Origin of the sequence: Kocuria arenosa (genome assembly GCF_042879215.1) — a bacterium.
Classification (GTDB): Bacteria; Actinomycetota; Actinomycetes; order Actinomycetales; family Micrococcaceae; genus Kocuria; species Kocuria arenosa.
In genome coordinates this window covers 384,916-402,338 of the sequence record NZ_JBHZTA010000001.1, presented here as the reverse complement: position 1 = coordinate 402,338, position 17,423 = coordinate 384,916, and the positions used below count along the sequence as shown (strand labels likewise).

Annotated in this window: 16 protein-coding genes and 1 riboswitch; of the genes, 5 read left to right on the top strand and 11 right to left on the bottom strand. The window is 73.2% G+C overall.

From position 1 onward, the window contains the following. Positions 1 to 303 precede the first annotated feature (303 nt). From ACFYE3_RS01895 to ACFYE3_RS01880, 4 genes are all read left to right on the top strand, one after another. On the top strand, positions 304 to 2,229 hold the full coding sequence (locus ACFYE3_RS01895) for a BCCT family transporter (protein ID WP_387605321.1): 1,926 nt from the start codon (positions 304 to 306) through the stop codon (positions 2,227 to 2,229). Positions 2,230 to 2,312: 83 nt separating this feature from the next. Further along, positions 2,313 to 2,840 carry a low molecular weight protein-tyrosine-phosphatase gene (locus ACFYE3_RS01890; protein WP_387605323.1) on the top strand — a complete coding sequence of 176 codons (528 nt, stop codon included), beginning with the start codon at positions 2,313 to 2,315 and terminating at the stop codon, positions 2,838 to 2,840. Beyond that, positions 2,837 to 3,430: a uridine kinase family protein gene (locus ACFYE3_RS01885; RefSeq protein ID WP_387605324.1), complete on the top strand. Its 594-nt coding sequence runs from the start codon at positions 2,837 to 2,839 to the stop codon at positions 3,428 to 3,430. Before ACFYE3_RS01890 ends, ACFYE3_RS01885 begins: the two co-directional genes overlap by 4 nt. Before the next feature lie 29 nt (positions 3,431 to 3,459). After that, positions 3,460 to 4,341, top strand: a complete 882-nt coding sequence (locus tag ACFYE3_RS01880; protein WP_387605326.1) for an aminotransferase class IV — start codon at positions 3,460 to 3,462, stop codon at positions 4,339 to 4,341. 8 nt (positions 4,342 to 4,349) lie between these two features. Here the strand turns inward: ACFYE3_RS01880 and ACFYE3_RS01875 are convergent, their stop codons facing one another. The 10 genes from ACFYE3_RS01875 to ACFYE3_RS01830 all read right to left on the bottom strand — a co-directional run bounded on the left by ACFYE3_RS01875 (position 4,350) and on the right by ACFYE3_RS01830 (position 15,143). Continuing rightward, complete coding sequence (locus tag ACFYE3_RS01875; RefSeq protein WP_387605328.1) at positions 4,350 to 5,147, bottom strand: energy-coupling factor transporter transmembrane component T family protein; 798 nt, start codon at positions 5,145 to 5,147, stop codon at positions 4,350 to 4,352. After that, the gene (locus tag ACFYE3_RS01870; protein WP_387605330.1) at positions 5,144 to 7,042 is read right to left on the bottom strand and encodes an ABC transporter ATP-binding protein; all 1,899 of its coding nucleotides are present in this window, start codon (positions 7,040 to 7,042) and stop codon (positions 5,144 to 5,146) included. The genes ACFYE3_RS01875 and ACFYE3_RS01870 overlap by 4 nt, the downstream gene beginning before the upstream one ends. Next, positions 7,039 to 7,659 (bottom strand): ECF transporter S component, encoded by a 621-nt coding sequence (locus tag ACFYE3_RS01865; RefSeq protein WP_368830628.1) that lies wholly within the window; start codon positions 7,657 to 7,659, stop codon positions 7,039 to 7,041. The genes ACFYE3_RS01870 and ACFYE3_RS01865 overlap by 4 nt, the downstream gene beginning before the upstream one ends. Before the next feature lie 89 nt (positions 7,660 to 7,748). Next, positions 7,749 to 7,868: riboswitch (TPP riboswitch) on the bottom strand. 270 nt (positions 7,869 to 8,138) lie between these two features. Next, positions 8,139 to 8,417 (bottom strand): DUF4235 domain-containing protein, encoded by a 279-nt coding sequence (locus tag ACFYE3_RS01860; RefSeq protein ID WP_368830629.1) that lies wholly within the window; start codon positions 8,415 to 8,417, stop codon positions 8,139 to 8,141. Between the two features lie 59 nt (positions 8,418 to 8,476). Beyond that, positions 8,477 to 8,944: a monovalent cation/H(+) antiporter subunit G gene (gene mnhG, locus ACFYE3_RS01855; RefSeq protein WP_387605332.1), complete on the bottom strand. Its 468-nt coding sequence runs from the start codon at positions 8,942 to 8,944 to the stop codon at positions 8,477 to 8,479. After that, positions 8,941 to 9,213, bottom strand: a complete 273-nt coding sequence (locus tag ACFYE3_RS01850; protein WP_368821311.1) for a monovalent cation/H+ antiporter complex subunit F — start codon at positions 9,211 to 9,213, stop codon at positions 8,941 to 8,943. The genes mnhG and ACFYE3_RS01850 overlap by 4 nt, the downstream gene beginning before the upstream one ends. Further along, a complete protein-coding gene (locus ACFYE3_RS01845) occupies positions 9,210 to 9,905 on the bottom strand; it encodes a Na+/H+ antiporter subunit E (protein ID WP_387605334.1) in 696 nt (231 codons plus the stop codon). Before ACFYE3_RS01845 ends, ACFYE3_RS01850 begins: the two co-directional genes overlap by 4 nt. Continuing rightward, positions 9,902 to 11,542, bottom strand: a complete 1,641-nt coding sequence (locus ACFYE3_RS01840) for a Na+/H+ antiporter subunit D (RefSeq protein ID WP_387605336.1) — start codon at positions 11,540 to 11,542, stop codon at positions 9,902 to 9,904. The genes ACFYE3_RS01845 and ACFYE3_RS01840 overlap by 4 nt, the downstream gene beginning before the upstream one ends. Next, the gene (locus ACFYE3_RS01835) at positions 11,539 to 12,033 is read right to left on the bottom strand and encodes a Na(+)/H(+) antiporter subunit C (protein WP_368821308.1); all 495 of its coding nucleotides are present in this window, start codon (positions 12,031 to 12,033) and stop codon (positions 11,539 to 11,541) included. The genes ACFYE3_RS01840 and ACFYE3_RS01835 overlap by 4 nt, the downstream gene beginning before the upstream one ends. Further along, the gene (locus tag ACFYE3_RS01830; protein WP_387605339.1) at positions 12,030 to 15,143 is read right to left on the bottom strand and encodes a Na+/H+ antiporter subunit A; all 3,114 of its coding nucleotides are present in this window, start codon (positions 15,141 to 15,143) and stop codon (positions 12,030 to 12,032) included. The genes ACFYE3_RS01835 and ACFYE3_RS01830 overlap by 4 nt, the downstream gene beginning before the upstream one ends. A 278-nt stretch (positions 15,144 to 15,421) precedes the next feature. Here ACFYE3_RS01830 and ACFYE3_RS01825 point away from each other — a divergent pair, with 278 nt between their 5' ends. After that, positions 15,422 to 16,780 carry an MFS transporter gene (locus ACFYE3_RS01825; protein WP_387605341.1) on the top strand — a complete coding sequence of 453 codons (1,359 nt, stop codon included), beginning with the start codon at positions 15,422 to 15,424 and terminating at the stop codon, positions 16,778 to 16,780. Between the two features lie 63 nt (positions 16,781 to 16,843). Here ACFYE3_RS01825 and dcd read toward each other — a convergent pair whose 3' ends face one another. Continuing rightward, on the bottom strand, positions 16,844 to 17,419 hold the full coding sequence (dcd, locus tag ACFYE3_RS01820; protein WP_387605344.1) for a dCTP deaminase: 576 nt from the start codon (positions 17,417 to 17,419) through the stop codon (positions 16,844 to 16,846). Between the last annotated feature and the right edge of the window lie 4 nt (positions 17,420 to 17,423).

The window sequence follows — 17,423 nt, the reverse complement described above, 5'->3', positions numbered from 1 at the left end:
TGAACCGGGCGGGCCGTGGTGGCCCCGTTGGGGTCCCGGAGGTCTCACTTCTTGAGTTTTCCTGGCTCAAGTCTGCCACGTGAGCCACTGATGTCAACTTAACTTGAGCCACATCGACTCAACCCAGGAGTGTCAGTGGATGTGAGACTCCCCGCAACCCCGCCCCCTGCGGCAGGGCGTCGGCTACGGTGGTGTGTTTGTGCCCGTTCTCGCGGGCCGCCCTCGACACCCCCGGGTCCGCCCCGCACGCCACCGCACGCACCGACACGACACCGCACGCACCCCGACACTCCAGGAGCCTCTGTGAGCAGCACGCCACCCCATTCGCCGCAACCGCCGAGCCCGGCCCAGCCCTCCCGCCGGCCGAAGCCCCGGGAGGTGCTCCGCGAGATCAATTACCCGCACGGCATCCACCCCGCCCTGGTCCCCGGCATCGCCGTCGAGGACCAGAAGCTGCGCTACGGCACGGACAAGGTCGTCTTCCTCGTCACCGCCGCGCTGATCGTCGCGTTCATCGCCTGGGGCGTGCTCTCCACCGACTCCCTGACGGCCGCCTCCACGGCGGCCCTGGGCTGGGTCACCGGCAACACCGGCTGGTTCTTCACGGCCCTGTCCACGGCCGCCGTCCTGTTCATGCTCGTCGTCGGCTTCAGCCGCACCGGCCGGATCCCCCTGGGCATGGACGACGAGAAGCCCGAGTACTCCTTCTTCTCCTGGCTCGCCATGCTCTTCGCCGCCGGCATGGGCATCGGCCTGATGTTCTACGGCGCCTCCGAGCCCCTGAGCCACTTCGGCGCGGGCGTGCCCGGTTTCGGAGCGGAGCCCGCCTCCGAGGAGATGACCGTCTACGCCCTCGTCCAGACGGCCTTCCACTGGGGCCTCAACCCCTGGGCCATGTACGCCGTGGTCGGCGCGGCCGTCGCCTACGGCGCCTACCGCCGCGGGCGGCCCCCGCTCATCAGCCGGATCTTTGTGCCGCTGATCGGACAGCGGCGCGCCGAGGGCGGCCTCGGCCGGCTCATCGACGTGTTCGCCATCTTCGCGACCCTCTTCGGCACCGCGGCCTCCCTGGGGATCGGCGCGCTGCAGATCGCCCGGGGTCTCGAGATCGTCGCCGGCTGGGGGCCGATCAGCAACGGGGGCCTCATCGCCATCATCGCCGTCCTCACGGCCGCCTTCGTGGTGTCCGCCGTCTCCGGCGTGGCCCGCGGCATCCGCTACCTCTCCAACACGAACCTGCTGCTGGCCTTCCTGCTGGCCCTGTTCGTGTTCGTGGCCGGTCCCACCGTCCTGATCCTCGACCTGGTCCCCGCGGTGTTCAGCACGTACCTGCAGGAGTACCTGTGGATGACCGGGCAGACCGGCGGCTGGGGCGAGGACGCGACCGCCTTCGCCGGCGGCTGGACCGTCTTCTACTGGGCGTGGTGGCTGTCCTGGTCCCCGTTCGTCGGGATGTTCATCGCCAAGATCTCCCGCGGCCGCACGCTGCGCCAGTTCGTGACCGTGGTGCTCGTGGTCCCCTCCTCGATGTGCGTGCTCTGGTTCGTGGTCATCGGCGGGACGTCCATGTACCTGCAGCGCACCGGGACCGACCTCGCGGCCGCCGGCGGCCAGGAGGCCGTGCTGTTCGGCATGCTCGACGCCCTGCCCCTGGGCGCGGTCACCTCGGTGCTGGCCATGGTCGTCATCGCCATCTTCTTCGTGACCAGCGCGGACTCCGCGTCCATCGTCATGGGCACGCTGTCCCAGCGCGGCCAGCCGGAGCCGAACCGGCCGATCGTCGTCTTCTGGGGTCTGTGCCTCGGCGGCATCGCGGCCGTGATGATGCTCGTGGGCGGTGACGACGCCCTGACCGGCATGCAGAACCTCGTGACCGTCTCGGCCCTGCCCTTCGCCGTGGTCGTCGCCTTCCTGATGGTCGCCTTCTACAAGGACCTGCGCAGCGACCCGGCCACGATCCGCCACGCATTCGCCCTCACGGCCGTCCGCAAGGCCGTGATCCACGGCATCGAGGAGCACGGCGACGACTTCGCCCTGCAGGTGGAGCACGCCCCCGGGGCCCGCGCCGCCGGCGAGACGTTCGACTCGCACCACCCGGACGTGACGGACTGGTACCGGCGGGTCGACGAGAACGGTGAGGAGATCGACCTCTCCACCGGATCCGCCCCGGCACGGAGCCCCGAGCAGAACCCTGAGCGGGCGCTCGATCCGGCCGGCGACCGGGCCTGACGTCCCGGTGCCGAGTGCGGCCGCCGCCCCCGGGCGGCGGCCGCACTTCTCGTGCCGGGACCGGACGGCTTAGACTGCCCGCTATGTATTCGATCGTGGCCGTGTGCACCGGCAACATCTGCCGCTCGCCCATGGCGGAGTTCGCCCTGCGCCGCGCCTTCGAGGCCGCAGGACTGGCCGAGCGCGTGCGGATCGACTCGGCGGGCGTCAGCGACGAGGAGCTCGGCAACCCCGTGGACCCCCGCGCCGGCGACCTCCTGCGGCGCGAGGGGCTCGACGCCTCCCGGCACGCGGCCCAGGTCTTCGACCCCGTCCGCTTCGACGACCGCGACCTCGTGCTCGCCCTGGACGTCGTGCACTGGCGCCGTCTCAGAGCGCTCGCACCGGACGGGTCCGCCGCCGCCAAGGTGCGGCTGCTGCGGGAGTTCGACCCCGCCGTCGAGGACCTCGAGCACGACGACCTGGGGATCTACGACCCCTGGTACGGGGGCCCGGAGGACTTCGAGACCACCTACGGCATGATCGCCGCAGCCGTGCCGGGCGTCGTCCGCGCCGTCGCCCGGGAGCTCGGCGCCGACCGGGGCTCCGCGCAGGACGCCGGACGCGCGTGATCGACATCGAGCTGGAGCTGGACCCGTCCCTCGCCGCGGCCCACCCCGCCGGCACCAACCTGGCGCGGCTGCTCCCCTCCCCCACCCGCCGCCCGTACCTCATCGGCATCGACGGGCGCTCCGGCGCCGGCAAGACCAGCCTCGCCGAGCAGCTCGCCGCCGTGCTGCGCCCGGTGCGGGACGTGACGCTCTTCCACCTCGAGGACCTCTACCCGGGCTGGGACGGGCTCGGACCCGGCCGGCGGACCTACGTGGACGAGGTCCTCGCTCCCCTCGACCAGGGCCGCGACGCGGAGTGGAGCGCCTGGGACTGGGTCACCGACTCCCCGGGCACCCCTCGGCTGACCCGCGTGGCGGAGGTCGTGATCCTGGAGGGTGTCGGCGCGTGCAGCGCCGACGCGCGGGAGCTGCTGGACGTCTCCGTGTGGGTCGAGCTGCCCACCGCCCTGCGCTACGACCGCGCGCTGAGCCGTGACGGCTCATACTACGCCGAGCACTGGGACCGCTGGGCCGCCCAGGAGGACGCCTACCTGGCGGAGGACCACGTCTGGGAGCTGGTGGACATCCTGCACCCCGGCCCGGTCTGCTGAGCACCTCGGCCGCACCGACAGGAGAATCCGTGACCAGCACCGTCGTCGTCCTCGACGCCGCCCACCCGGCGGGCGTCCTCGCCGATCCGTCCGTGCCGCTCGTGCGGATCGACGACCAGGGTCTCACCCGCGGGGACGGCGTTTTCGAGACCATGCGCGCCGTCGACGGGACCGTGCAGAAGTTCGAGGCCCACCACCAGCGGCTGTCGGCCTCCGCGCGGCTGGCGCAGCTGCCCGTGCCGTCGGCGCGGGACCTGCGCGGGGCGGTGGAGCTGGCGCTCGCCCACGCCGCGCCCGGCGGGGACGGCGGCCTGGGCGCCGAGCACGCGGTCAAGGTCGTGATCAGCCGCGGCACCCCGGAGAACGGCCCGTGGTCCTGGATCGTGGTGAACCCCGTGCCGGAGACCACGTTCCGGCAGCGGCGGGAGGGCGTGACCGCGGTGCTGCTGCCGCGCGGCCACGACCCCGCCCAGGACGCCGGGTACCCGTGGCTGCTCCCGGGGGCCAAGACGCTCTCCTACGCGATCAACATGGCCGCCCTGCGCCACGCCCGCTCCCTCGGCGCGGACGAGGCGGTCTTCACCACGGAGGGCCGCAGGGTCCTGGAGGGCGCGACGTCCTCCGTGGTCTGCGCCCGCGTGCGCGCCGGCCGCCGCACCCTGCTGACGCCGGAGCCCTCGCACGGGATCCTGCCGGGCACCACGCAGGCCAAGATCTTCGCCGCCGCCCGCCGGGACGGCTGGGAGCTCGGCTACGGGCCGCTGTACCCGGCGGACCTCATGGAGGCCGACGCCGTGTGGCTGGTCTCCAGCGTCCGGCTCGCGGTGCCGGTGCGCCGGCTCGACCACCAGCCGCTGCCGGTGGACCCGGACCTGACGCGGCTCGTCACGAGCTGGGTCTCGCAGGCATGATTCCGGGCTCAGGCCCAGATGAACCGGTGCGTCCCGAGCAGGGCGGACACCGCCGGGCCCGACGCCGCGGCCGCCGCGCAGCCTGCGAGGACCGCGGCGTCCCGCCAGGAGTACCCCGGCACGCGGGCCCACGTGCGCGGACCCGCGCCGAAGCCGCGCGCCTCCATGGTGACCGACAGCCGGGTGGCCCGGCGCAGGGACTGCACCAGGAGCGTGAACGCCTGGCCGCCGAACTCCCGCAGCGCGCCCACCGGTCCGTGCCCGGACCCCGCGCCGCGCGCCCGCCGCGCCATCGCGAGGGTGGTCCATTCGGAGACCATCACGCCCACCAGCCGCAGCGCGGCCAGGGACGCGAGCACGAAGCGGGCCGGGAGGCGCAGCGTCTGGGCGAGGCCGTCGGCGAGGTCCGTGGGGTCCGTGGTGAGCACCAGCATCAGCCCGGGCAGGGCCAGTGCCAGCCCGCGGAGGGCGATCGCCGCGCCCGCGGCCACCGAGCCGGTCGAGATCCCGGTGACCCCCAGGTCGAGCAGCACCGGCCCGGAGTCCTCGGCGAGCAGTGCCGTGCCCCACCCGCTCACCAGGGCCGCCACGACCACCGGCCACGCCCGGCGCAGCAGCGCGAGCGGGCGCTGACCGGCGAGTGCCAGCAGGAGCACCTCGCCCAGGAGCACGGTCCCCGACGTCACGGGGTCCGCGCTGAGCAGCAGGACGACGGTCAGCAGCAGCGCCCCGGCCAGCTTGACCACCGCGTCGGCCCGCCCCAGCAGGGAGGTCCGGGCCGACGGCGCGATCGCGGAAGCGCTCACCGGACGGGCTCCCGCCGGGCCGGGACGGGCGGAGCGACCGGCGCTGCCGTCCCAGCGGGAGCGACCGGAACGGCTGACGCGGCCGGCACGGCAGGAGCGACTGGCGCTGCCGGCGCGGCGGGAGCGACTGGCGCTGCCGGCGCGACCGGCGCGGCCAGGGACTCTCGCGCCGCCGGGGCCGCGCGAGTGGCGCGGTCCCGCTCCGGGGGCGTTCCCAGGGCCAGCACCTGGGCGCCGAGCGCCCGCACGAAGTCCTCGTCGTGGGTCACGGCGAGGACCGACGTGCCGGCGTCGACGAGCTCCACGAGCAGGTCGACGAGTTCCGCCCACGTCAGGGCGTCCTGGCCGAAGGTGGGCTCGTCGAGCACCAGCACGTCCGGGTCCGTGGCGAGCACCGTGGCCACGGACAGCCGCCGCTTCTCGCCGCCGGAGAGGGTGAACGGGTTGGCGTCGGTCAGGTGGGAGAGCCGCAGCCGGCGGAGCAGCTCGTCCGTGCGTCGCTCCCGCTCGGCCGCCGGCGTGCCCGCCAGCCGGGGGCCGAGCTCGAGCTCGGCGCGCACGGTGGCGCACAGGAACTGGTGCTCGGGCTCCTGGAAGACCGTCCCGACACGGGCCACGAGCTCCCGGCCGCGCCACTCCAGAGGGTCGGGGCCCGCACCGCGATCGAGGCTCGGATGGGCGCGCACCGTGCCGCGCACGGGGGCGAGCAGGCCCGCCAGCGTCAGCGCGAGCGTGGACTTGCCGGCGCCGTTGGGCCCGGTCAGCGCGAGCGCGCGGCCGCGGCGCAGGGACAGGTCCACGCCGGCCACCGCCGTGGGGAGGTCCCGGCCCGTGGCGGCGTCGTCCACCGGGCCGCCGCGGCGCCGCGCCCGCCGCCGGGCGCGCAGCTGCCGCGCCGAGGGCTGGCTGCGCGAGACGCCCAGACCGGTGGCGCTCAGCAGCGGTTCGCCGTCCGCCCCGGGGCCGCCGACCGCGGCCGGACTCCCCGCAGGACCCGCAGCAGGACTCCCCCCATGACCCGCAGCAGGACTCCCGGCAGAACCCTCGACCGGGCTTCCGGCAGAACCCTCGGCATGCCCCGCGGCCGGGCGGGCGGGCGCACGCGTGGCCGGCACCCGGCCGGGGACCCACACCCCCGCCCGGCTCAGCTCGTCGGCCGCTGCACCGAGCACCTGTCCCGGGGCCCCGTCGTGGGTGATCCCCCCGTCGCGGCCGAGCACGACGACGCGGTCCACGACCTCGGCCCACACGGCGACGCGGTGCTCCACGACCACGAGCGTGGCCCCGCCGTGGTCGAGGCAGGACACCACGGCGTCGCGGACCTGCCGCACGCCGGCAGGGTCCAGGTTGGCCGTCGGCTCGTCGAGCAGCAGCAGCCCGGGGCTCATGGCCACGGCGCCCGCGAGGGCCAGGCGCTGCTTCTGCCCACCGGACAGGGCTGCGGTGGAGTGGTCGAGCGGGAGGTCCAGGCCCACGGCGTCGAGCGCCGCGCGCACCCGCGGCCAGATCTGCTCGCGGGGCACCGCGAGGTTCTCGAGGCCGAACGCGGTGTCGTCGCCGATCCGGGACAGCACCACCTGGGACTCGGGGTCCTGCTGCACGAGCCCGGCCCGGCCGCGCGCCTGCTCCGGGGGCGTGCCGTCGAGCAGCAGCTCGCCGGAGCCGGACTGCCCGTCGTCGTCGTGGAGGACGCCTGCCAGGGCGTGCAGGAAGGTGGACTTGCCCGCCCCGCTGGGCCCCAGCAGGAGCACCCGCTCCCCCGGTTCCACCACGAGGTCGACACCGCGCAGCGCCGCTGTCTCCCGCCCGGGGTGGTGCCAGCCGAAGCCGAGGGCCTCGACGCGCGCCCCACGGGCCGCGGGCACGGCGGGGCGCCGGACCGTGGGGGCCGTCATCGGCGCACGGCCCGCCCCGAGGCGAGACCCTGCAGGACGCCGGTGGCCGCGAGGGCCCGCACCACGGCCTGCATGAGGAGGCCCGCGAGCACCGCCCCGGAGACGGCGGCCAGGACCACGTAGACCACCTGGTGTCCCAGCGCCCACTCGTAGTTGTAGACGATGTTCTCGTGCACGCCGAGGAAGATCCCGCTCACAGCCCCCGCGACGGCCGCCGCGAGGGCGTCGAACCGGCGGTACCGGAAGGCGGCGAAGGCCAGTTCCGCGCCGATGCCCTGGACGAGTCCGGAGAGGATGACCAGCAGACCGAAATGGGTGCCCAGGAAGCTCTCGATCACGGCTGCGAGCAGCTCGCAGAACAGCGCGGCGCCGGGCTTGCGGATGATCAGGCCGCCGAGCACGCCGGCCACCAGCCAGCCGCCGGCGATCAGTCCCACGGCGGGCGGGTAGGCGACCGCCGCCGTGCCGACCACGGGGTAGAGCAGGTTCGACCAGGCCCAGAAGACGACCGCGCACACGGCGGCGAGGACGGCGGCCACGACGATGTCGACAACGCGCCAGGACGACGTGCGGGACGTGCCGGGGCGGCCGGCGGGACGGTGGGTGGTGGTGTTCACGGTGCGTTCCTCCTGGGCTCAGCGAGCCGTCGGTGCCAGGAGGGGACGGGGTTCCGCGGGCCGCGCCGGTGGCGCTCTCCCGGGGAACACCCCTGAGATGCTCGACTCCCTTCGCCGGTGCTAACCGGAGCAGGTTCGAGGGTCTGCGGCGATCCGCACTCTCAGCGCCGCGCCGGTCTCACCGGCGGGACGCTCCCCTGTCGTTCAGTGGCACCGAGTCTACCCCTCCGTCGCCCGCTCCGTGCACGCCCGGGACCCCGGCTGCGCCCGCGGGGCCGGAGCTCCGGCTGCGCCCGCACGGCGTTCCCGCACGGCGTTCCCGCAGCACGTCCCCCGCGGCACGTTCCACGCACGCCCGCCAAACGTCTCCCGCGGCACGTTCCCCGCCGCACGTCCACCGCACGAATAGGGGCCCGTCCGGTCGGACACCGGTGCGGTGTCCGACCGGACGGGCCCCCTCGCGAGGTGCCCGCCGGGCCTCAGACCTCGGCCTGGCTCGAGGCCTTCGGGTTCTCCTGCGGCTTGTTCTCCATCTTCGCGATCTGGCGGGAGATGGCGACCTTGATGACGGTGCCCACGAGGCCGGTCACTAGCGACCAGATGATGATGCCCGTCCAGGCCTCGTCCGGGTCCGGGTTCCGGGCGGGGGGCGGGTCGCCGGTGATGCGCGTCCACGCGGCGCCGAGCACCTTGTGCGAGAGCGCCACGCCGCCGAGCGAGAGGCCGGTGCCCACGAGTTCGAGGACCTTGGTGTTCATGGAGTGCTGCTCCTTGTCGTCAGGGGGGACGCGGGTGCGCCCTGTCGATCCTGCCCAGCCTAACGCGTTGTCGCCGATCCGTCAGTCTGCTGTCCGTCCGCTCGCCGGCCGTCCGGGCTCGGCACCGGAGGTCCTGCGGTGATGCCCTCCCCGGTGCCCTCTCCGCTGCCCTCCGCGGCGCGGTCGAGCACCTTCTGCAGGTCGTCCTGGGTCAGCGTGGTGCGGTTCAGGTGCTTGGTCCGGTAGGTCGAGCGGCCCACCATGTGCGCCGAGACGGGCACGGTGAGCAGCTGGAAGATCCAGCCGAGGGCGATGAGCGGGATCATCACGGGCTCGCGGTTCTCGAGGGCGACGGCCGTGAGCATGAGGAGCAGCCCGAAGACCTGCGGCTTGGTGCCGGCGTGCATGCGCGTCAGCAGGTCCGGAAAGCGGACCAGGCCGATCGCGGCGGCGAGGGACATCAGCGCGCCGCCCACGAGGCACACGGCCGCGGCGGCGTCCAGGACGGTGTCCAGCACGGCGCTCACCGCCCGTGCTCGGCGGTCTGGGTGGCGAAGCGCGCCACGGTCACGGATCCGATGAACCCGACCAGCGAGACGATCACCATGAGGATCAGGTTGTTGAGGTGGCCGTGGTAGGCCATCTCCACGGCCAGGGCGGCCGCGACGATCGCCAGCAGCACGTCCGTGGCCACCACGCGGTCCAGCAGGGACGGGCCCTTGGCGAGGCGGTAGAGGGTGCCCGCGGCGGCCGCGCTGAGCAGCACGGCCGCGACGGCCACGGCGATCTGCATCACGAGCGGTCCTCCTCGGGGGCGTCGGTCGGGGTGCCGGCCGGGACGTCGTCGGGGACCTCGTGCCGGCGGCGGCCTACGATCTGCTGGCTCGCGGTGACCGGGGAGCCGATCGCGGCGCTGTCACGCCGGTCCGCGTCGTAGGCTCCTCCGCGGCGGCCCTCGGCCCGCAGGGCGGCGAGCTCCTCCGGCGTGCCCATGATCCGGATCCAGGCGGCCTCCACCTGCAGCGCGGACCGGCGGAAGTCCTCGGCCTCCTGGGCGCTGCGGACGTTGAGCGCGTGGAAGTACAGCGTGCCGGCGGCACGGTCCACCTCCACGACGAGCGAGCCGGGGATCAGGGTCATGGTGTGGCCGGTGGCCGTCAGGAGCAGGTCGGAGCGGGTGCGGAGCTGGACGCCGACCACGGCGTTGCGCGCGCGCGGCCCCACGAGGATCGCGATGAGCATCACCTCGAAGCTCGCCTTGGCGACCTGCCACACGAAGGTCACGGCGAAGACGGCGAACTGGAACGGGTTGAACCGGCCGGACAGCTGCACGGGCGGCAGGTAGAGCACCCACGTCACCAGCAGGGCCAGGACCAGCCCGACCAGCAGGTTGCCGGGGCCGAAGTCGCCCCAGAGGGCGCCCCACACGACCACGAGCCACACCAGCAGCGGCAGCTCGACGAGCAGGGAGTTCTTGGGGCGGGTCACGGTGCCTCCTCCACGACGGGCCGCGGCGCGGACGCGGGATCCAGCACGGCCTCGACGTAGCGCTCGGGGCGGACGAGGTTCTCCGCGGCGTTGTCCGCGAGCTGGAACAGCGGCCCGGCGAAGACGGTCAGGGCCACCCCCACGGCGACGAGGGCTGAGGCCCCGCCGAGCATCGAGGGAGACATGAGGCGCACGTCGCCCTTGCCTGCGAACCGGCCCGCCTGGTCGTCGACGGCGCCCGAGGTGAGCAGGAACCGGGACCCGGCGGGCACCGGGGCCAGCAGGATCGGGTCCGGGTACTCCGCGTCCTCCGGCGCGCGCAGGAACACGCGGTTCCACACCCGGATCATGGCGAGCAGGGTCAGGAGGGACACCGCCACGGACCCCGCGACGAGGGCGTAGGCCAGCCCGTCGCCCTGGTCGACGCCGGCCTGCAGCAGACCGGTCTTGCCCAGGAAGCCCGAGAACGGCGGGATCCCCCCGAGGTTGAGCGCGGGCACGAGGTAGAGCAGCGCGAGCAGCGGGGAGATCTTGGCCATTCCCGCGAGCCGGTCCACGTTGGTGGAACCGCCGCGGCGCTCGATCAGCCCGGCCACGAGGAACAGGCTTGTCTGGATCACGATGTGGTGGGCCACGTAGTAGACCGTGGCGGAGAGCGCCTCCTGGGTGCCCACGGCCACGCCGAAGATCATGTACCCGATGTGGCTGATCAGCGTGAAGGAGAGCATGCGCTTGATGTCGATCTGCGCGAGCGCGCCCAGGATGCCGACCACCATGGTGAGCAGCGCGACCCACATCAGGAGGTCGTCGAGCCGCTCCCCGGGGAAGAGCACGGTCTCGGTGCGGATGATCGAGTACACGCCCACCTTGGTCAGCAGGCCGGCGAACACGGCGGTGACGGGCGCGGAGGCGGTCGGATAGGAGTCCGGGAGCCAGAAGGACAGCGGGAAGACGGCGGCCTTGATGCCGAACGCGATGAGCAGCATGAGGTGCAGCTGCATCTGGGTGCCCACCGGCAGGCCCTCGAGCTTGACCGAGAGGTCGGCCATGTTGATGGTCCCCGTGGCCGCGTAGATCATCGCGATGGTGATCAGGAACAGCACGGAGGAGATCACCGAGACCACGACGTAGGTCACGCCGGTGCGGATCCGCTGGACGGTCCCGCCCATGGTCATCAGCACGTAGGACGCGGTCAACAGGATCTCGAAGCCCACGTAGAGGTTGAACAGGTCCCCGGCGAGGAAGGCGTTCGACACCCCCGCCACGAGGATCAGGAAGGAGGGGTGGAAGATCGAGATCGGCCCCTCCTCGTCGCCGTCGGCCACGCCCTGCCCGCTCGCGTAGACGAGCACGGCGAGGGAGACGACCGTGGAGACCACGAGCATCAGCGACGAGAGCTGGTCCACGACCATGACGATGCCCCAGGGCGCCTCCCAGCCGCCGAGGTGGACGGCCTGCGGACCGAGGTTCCACGTGGACCCGAGCACCAGGGCCTCGATCGCGAGGGTGAGCACGAGCGAGCCGATGGCCACGGTCCGCTGGAGGGCGTTGCGCCGCAGCAGCAGCAGGCTCAGGGCCGCGCCCAGGAACGGGATGATGACGGCCAGCGGGGCCAGCTGGGCGAAGTTGACGGTCACCGGTTCCCTCCCCACTTCTCGATGCCGCGGACCCCCGGCGTCTCGAGGGACTCACCGGGGTCCTGGCGCCGGGGGGCTTCGTCGAACTCGGTGGTGTCGGCGGGGACGTCGGCGTCGTCCTCCACGTCGTAGGAGGACTGCCGCGCCACGCGCCGGTCCTCGACGTCGTCCTGGATCTCGTCCCGGCGCCCGAGGACCCAGGAGCGGTAGATCATGCCCAGGAGGAACGCGGTGACCGCGAGGGAGATCACGATGGCGGTGAGGATCAGTGCCTGGGGCAGCGGGTCGCTGTAGTCCTCCGCGGCGATCGACCCGTCGTACAGGGGCGCTGACCCGGCGGCCCCGCCGGCGTGCAGGATCAGCAGGTTCGTGCCGTTGGTCAGCAGCATCAGCCCGAGCAGCACGCGGGTGAGCGAGCGCTCGAGCAGCAGGTACACGCCCACGGCGTAGAGCACGCCCATCACGACCAGCAGGGTCAGGTTCACGGTCATCGGTGCTCGCTCCCTCCGTCGGGGCCGGTGCGGGGGGTCGGGATGGGCGATGTGGCGGACGACACCGCGGTCGCTCCCGCGGGGGCGCCGGCGGCCACCTTCCGCTGCCGCGTGACGCGGATGCGCGTGCCGCGCCCCGGGGTGCGCCGGCGCCGCCGGACGGCGTCCTCCTCGATCCGCTGGTCGATCCGCCCGCCGAGCGAGCGCAGGATGTCGAGGATGAGCCCCACCACGATGAGGTAGACCGCGACGTCGAAGACCAGGGCGGTCACGAACTTCTCGGCCCCGAAGACCGGCAGCTCGGCCTCGAAGGTGTAGCTCTGCATCACCGATCCGCCGAGGAACACCGGGGTGACGGCGTAGAGCGCGGCGAGCGCCAGGCCGGTCCCGAGCATCGTGCCCGCGTTGATCGGGGTGGCCAGCTCGAGCTCGTAGCGCCCGCCCGCGAGGTAGCGCACGGTCAGGGCGAGACCGGCCATGAGGCCGCCCGCGAAGCCGCCGCCGGGGTCGTTGTGCCCGGCGATCAGCAGGTAGAGCGAGACCATCATGAACGTGTGGAACAGCAGCCGGGTGACCACCTCGAAGACGATCGAGCGCCGCTCCGGGGCCAAGGTCCTCCCGGCGAGCAGGTAGGGGTCCTCGAGGTCGTCGTCGCGGCGCGCGAGGCCCACGTCCAGGGGCTCGCCGCCGGGCGAGACGGCCGCGGCGTTGCGCCGCCGGATCACCCGCAGCTGGTCGGTCGTGGGATCGTCCCCGGAGCGGACGATGCGGTCCCCGCGGCCCGTGACGAAGATCAGCGAGGCCACGCCGGTGGCGGCGAGCACGAGCACCGAGATCTCCCCGAACGTGTCCCACGCGCGGATGTCCACGAGGATCACGTTGACCACGTTCTGGCCGTCACCGAGCTCGTAGGCCATCCGTGGCAGCTCCAGGGAGATCGGGTCGGCCGTGCGGGAGGAGATGCTGAACGCCGCGAGCGCCATCATGAACAGCCCGAAGGTCACCGCGATGGTGCCGCGCAGCAGGCGTCGCCCGGCCGGGTTGCGGTGCCACAGCGGGGCGGGCAGCGAGCGCAGGGCGAGCACGAACGCCACCAGCAGCACGGTCTCGACGAGCGTCTGCGTCAGGGCGAGGTCGGGCGCGCCCTGCAGGGCGAAGATGAGGGCCAGCCCGTAGCCGGTGACCGACACGAGCAGCACCGCGAGGAAGCGCTTGGTGGCCAGTGGCACCAGCAGGGCCGCCACGACCATGGCCGCGCCCGCGATCAGCTGGGCCGGGCTGTCGGCGACCCGCAGCGTCCCCAGCGGCGGGGTCTCCTCGATGAACAGGGCCACGAGCGGCACGACGATCGCCGTGATCAGGATGACCGAGAGGTAGAACATCAGCGAACCGCGCTGGGTGCGGCCGGTGATCCACACGGCGACCAGGTCCAGGACGTTGACGGCCCGCCGGTAGACGAGCTCGCCCGCGGGCAGGGACGGCAGGGCCCGCTGCAGGTCGGCGACCCGGCGGCGGAAGAGGTGGAGCAGGAGCCCGGCCGCGATGATCGCGGCGGAGAGGCCGAGGGCGGGGGTGAGCCCGTGCCACAGGGCCAGGTAGAACTCGTACTCCTCCGTGGCCGGGAACTGGTCGACGTAGGGCTGCAGCATGGCGTTGACCGGCTGGGGCCACAGGCCGAAGACCACGGTGAGCACGGACAGCACGAGGGGTGCGGCGAGGAACGCGGGCTCGACCCGCTGCATGTCGCTGATCACGGCCTTGCCGCCGACCCCGGCGTCGAGCTCCGAGAACTCGGCGGACTTCTGGGCGAACCCGCCCCACACGAACCGGGCGCTGTAGGCGAAGGTCAGGACGGAGCCGAGCACGAGTCCGGCGAGCACCGTGATCCCCGCCGCGCTGTCCACGTCGTGGGCGAACGCGGTCAGCACGGACTCCTTGGCCACGAACCCGGCCAGGGGCGGCAGGCCCGCCATGGACGCCGCGGCGACGAGCGAGACGGCGAACAGCACCGGCACGCGGCCGGCGAGCCCGGACAGGCGGCGGATGTCCCGGGTGCCCGCCCGGTGGTCGATGATCCCGACCACGAGGAACAGCGTCGCCTTGAACAGCCCGTGCGCGAGGAGCATGGCCAGGCCCGCCTGCGCCGTGTCCGCCGAGCCGCGGCCCACGATCACCACGAGGAAGCCGAGCTGGCTGACGGTGCCGTAGGCGAGGATCAGCTTCAGGTCGTACTGCTTCAGGGCCGCCCAGCCGCCGAAGAGCATGGTGCCCAGACCGAGCACCGTGACGGTCGGCTGCCACAGCGCCGTCTCGGCGAAGCCGGGGGCGAAGCGGGCCACCAGGTAGACGCCGGCCTTGACCATCGCGGCGGCGTGCAGGTACGCGGACACCGGGGTGGGCGCGGCCATCGCGGCCGGCAGCCAGAAGTGCAGCGGGATCAGCGCGGACTTCGTCACGGCCCCCACGAGGAGCAGGAGGACGGCCACGTCCACCACGGTCCCGCGCTGCGCCAGCTCGGGGGCCGCCGCGAGCACCTCGGAGATCCGGTAGGTGCCGGCGGCCTGGCCCAGCATCACGATGCCGACCAGCATGGCCAGGCCGCCGGCGGTGGTGAGCACCAGGGCCTGCAGGGCCGCCCGCCGGGCGGACAGGCGGGTGCGGCTGTAGCTGATGAGCAGGAACGACAGGACGGTGGTGATCTCCCAGAAGACGAACAGCACCAGCATGTCGTCGGCGGTCACGAGGCCGAACATGGCGCCCGCGAAGGCGAGCAGCTGGGCGCCGAAGCCGCCGATGCCGCTCGCGTCGGACTTGAAGTAGCGGGCGCAGTAGAACAGCACCAGCGAGCCCACGCCGAGCACGAGCAGGGACATCGTCCACGAGAGGGCGTCCATCCGCAGGACCAGGTCCAGGTGCAGGGACGGGATCCACGCGCCGCCCTCGGTCCAGCCGCCCTCGGGGCCGTAGACCTGCGGGGCGGAGCCCAGCAGCCACAGGAAGCCCGCGAGCGGGACCGCCGCCAGGAGGTAGAAGGCGCTGCGTCCCATCCGCGCGAACAGCAGGGGCGCGACCGCGGCCACCACTGCGTGGAGCAGGAGCACAGCGGTCATCAGGCGCCTCCGGAGGTCGGGGAAGGGATCGGCGGGCGGGCGTCGTGGAACCCGGACGCGGGCACGGAGGACCTGTGCGAGCACGGGAGGGCCGGGGCGCGCCCGGGGAAACCACCTTATCAAAGCGGTGCTGCCGCCCCGTGGCCTCGCGTCCGGCCCAACCTGTGCACATCCTGCACGTTCCGGGGCGGCTGCCTGGGCGGGGCCGGGATTTCCGGTGCCCGGTGTCGGCGAGGCCGACGCCCCGCACCGGGCACCTCGGGCCTAGCATGACTGCCATGGACGCCACGCCCCCCGGCCCCCCGGCCCCCTCACCCACCCTTCCCGCGACGCCGTTCGTGCCGCGCCGCTCGCACGTGTGGGCGTGGAGCCTGTGGGACGCCGGATCCGCCGCCTTCAACGCCGTGATGACCACGTTCGTGTTCACGGTCTACCTCACGAGCGACCCGTTCGGCGGGGAGGACCACGCCTCGGAGGTGCTGGGCTACGGGATCGGCGCCGCCGGCGTCGTCGTGGCACTGCTGGCCCCGGTGGTGGGGCAGCGCAGCGACGGCGCGGGCCGGCGCAAGCTGTGGCTCGGCATCAACACGATGCTCACGGCGCTGCTCACGGCCCTGTGCTTCCTGGTCTATCCCGACCAGCCGTTCCTCTACCTCGGCGTGGGCCTGCTGGCGCTGGCCAACGTCTTCGACGAGTTCGCGGTGGTCAACTACAACGCGATGCTGCCGGGGATCGCCGGCCGCGAGCACATCGGGCGGGTGAGCGGCCAGGGCTGGGCGATGGGCTACTTCGGCGGGATCGTGGCCCTGACGATCGTGCTGTTCGGGTTCATCACCCCGGGCCTGCTCGGCATCCCGGAGGAGGACGCCCTCAACGTGCGGGCCGTGGCCCTGTTCTCGGGGCTGTGGATCGCACTGTTCTCGATCCCCGTCCTGCTGGTGGTGCCCGAGATCCGCCCGACCCGCCGGGGGCCGCGCCCGTCCGTGGCCCGCTCCTACCGCCAGCTGTGGCAGACCCTCCGGGAGCTGTACCGGGACGCCCCGCAGACGCTGTGGTTCCTGCTCTCCTCCGCCGTGTTCCGGGACGGGCTCAACGCGGTGTTCACCTTCGGCGGCGTCATCGCGGCCGGCACGTTCGGCTTCACCCTGACCGAGGTCATCGTCTTCGCGATCGTCGGCAACGTGGCCGCGGGGGCGGGCGCCCTCGTGGGCGGCCGGCTCGACGACCGGGTGGGACCCAAGCGCGTCATCGTGGTGTCCCTGGTCGGCATCCTGCTGGCCGGGGCCCCGCTGCTCGTCCTCGAGGGCACGGCCGCGTTCTGGGTCTGCGGGCTGCTGCTGTGCCTGTTCGTGGGACCCGCGCAGTCGGCCTCCCGCACGTTCCTCGGCCGGCTCACGCGGACCGGGGAGGAGGGCGCCCTGTTCGGTCTCTACGCCACGACGGGCCGGGCCGTGAGCTTCCTGGCGCCGACCCTGTTCGCCGTGTTCGTCTCCGTGCTCGGCGCGCAGCGCTGGGGCATCCTCGGGATCCTCCTGGTGATCGGCGCCGGCCTGCTCCTGCTGCTGCGCGCGCGCGACCCGAAGACCACGGCGGCGCCGACCGCGGCACCGCCGCCCGCGGAGCCCTCCGGGCCGTGAGCTGTCGCGCGGTGGACCGTCGGACGCGGGCACGCCGGCATCGGGCGGCCGGACGGTGCACCGTCAGATGCGGGTGCGGGAGAACCCGAGATGGCTGCGAGACGCGGTGGGACCGCGCTGCCCCTGGTACCGGTTGGCGTAGGCGCCGGACCCGTACGGGTGATCCGCGGGCGAGGAGAGCTGGAAGAAGCACAGCTGACCCACCTTGGAGCCCGGCCACAGCTTGATGGGCAGCGTGGCCATGTTGGACAGCTCGAGCGTGACGTGCCCCGAGAAGCCCGGGTCGATGAACCCCGCCGTGGAGTGGGTCAGCAGACCCAGGCGCCCCAGCGAGGACTTCCCCTCGAGGCGGGCGGCGATGTCGTCCGGGAGGGTCACCTTCTCGTAGGTGGAGCCGAGCACGAACTCCCCCGGGTGCAGCACGAAGGCCTCGTCCGGGTCGACCTCCACGAGCCGCGTGAGCTCGGGCTGCTCCACGGACGGGTCGATGTGCGCGTACTTGTGGTTGTCGAAGAGCCGGAACCAGCGGTCCAGCCGCACGTCGATGCTGGCGGGCTGGATCAGGGCGGGATCGTAGGGTTCGAGGACGACCCGGCCGCCGTCGAGCTCCCGGCGGATGTCGCGGTCAGAGATCAGCACGGTC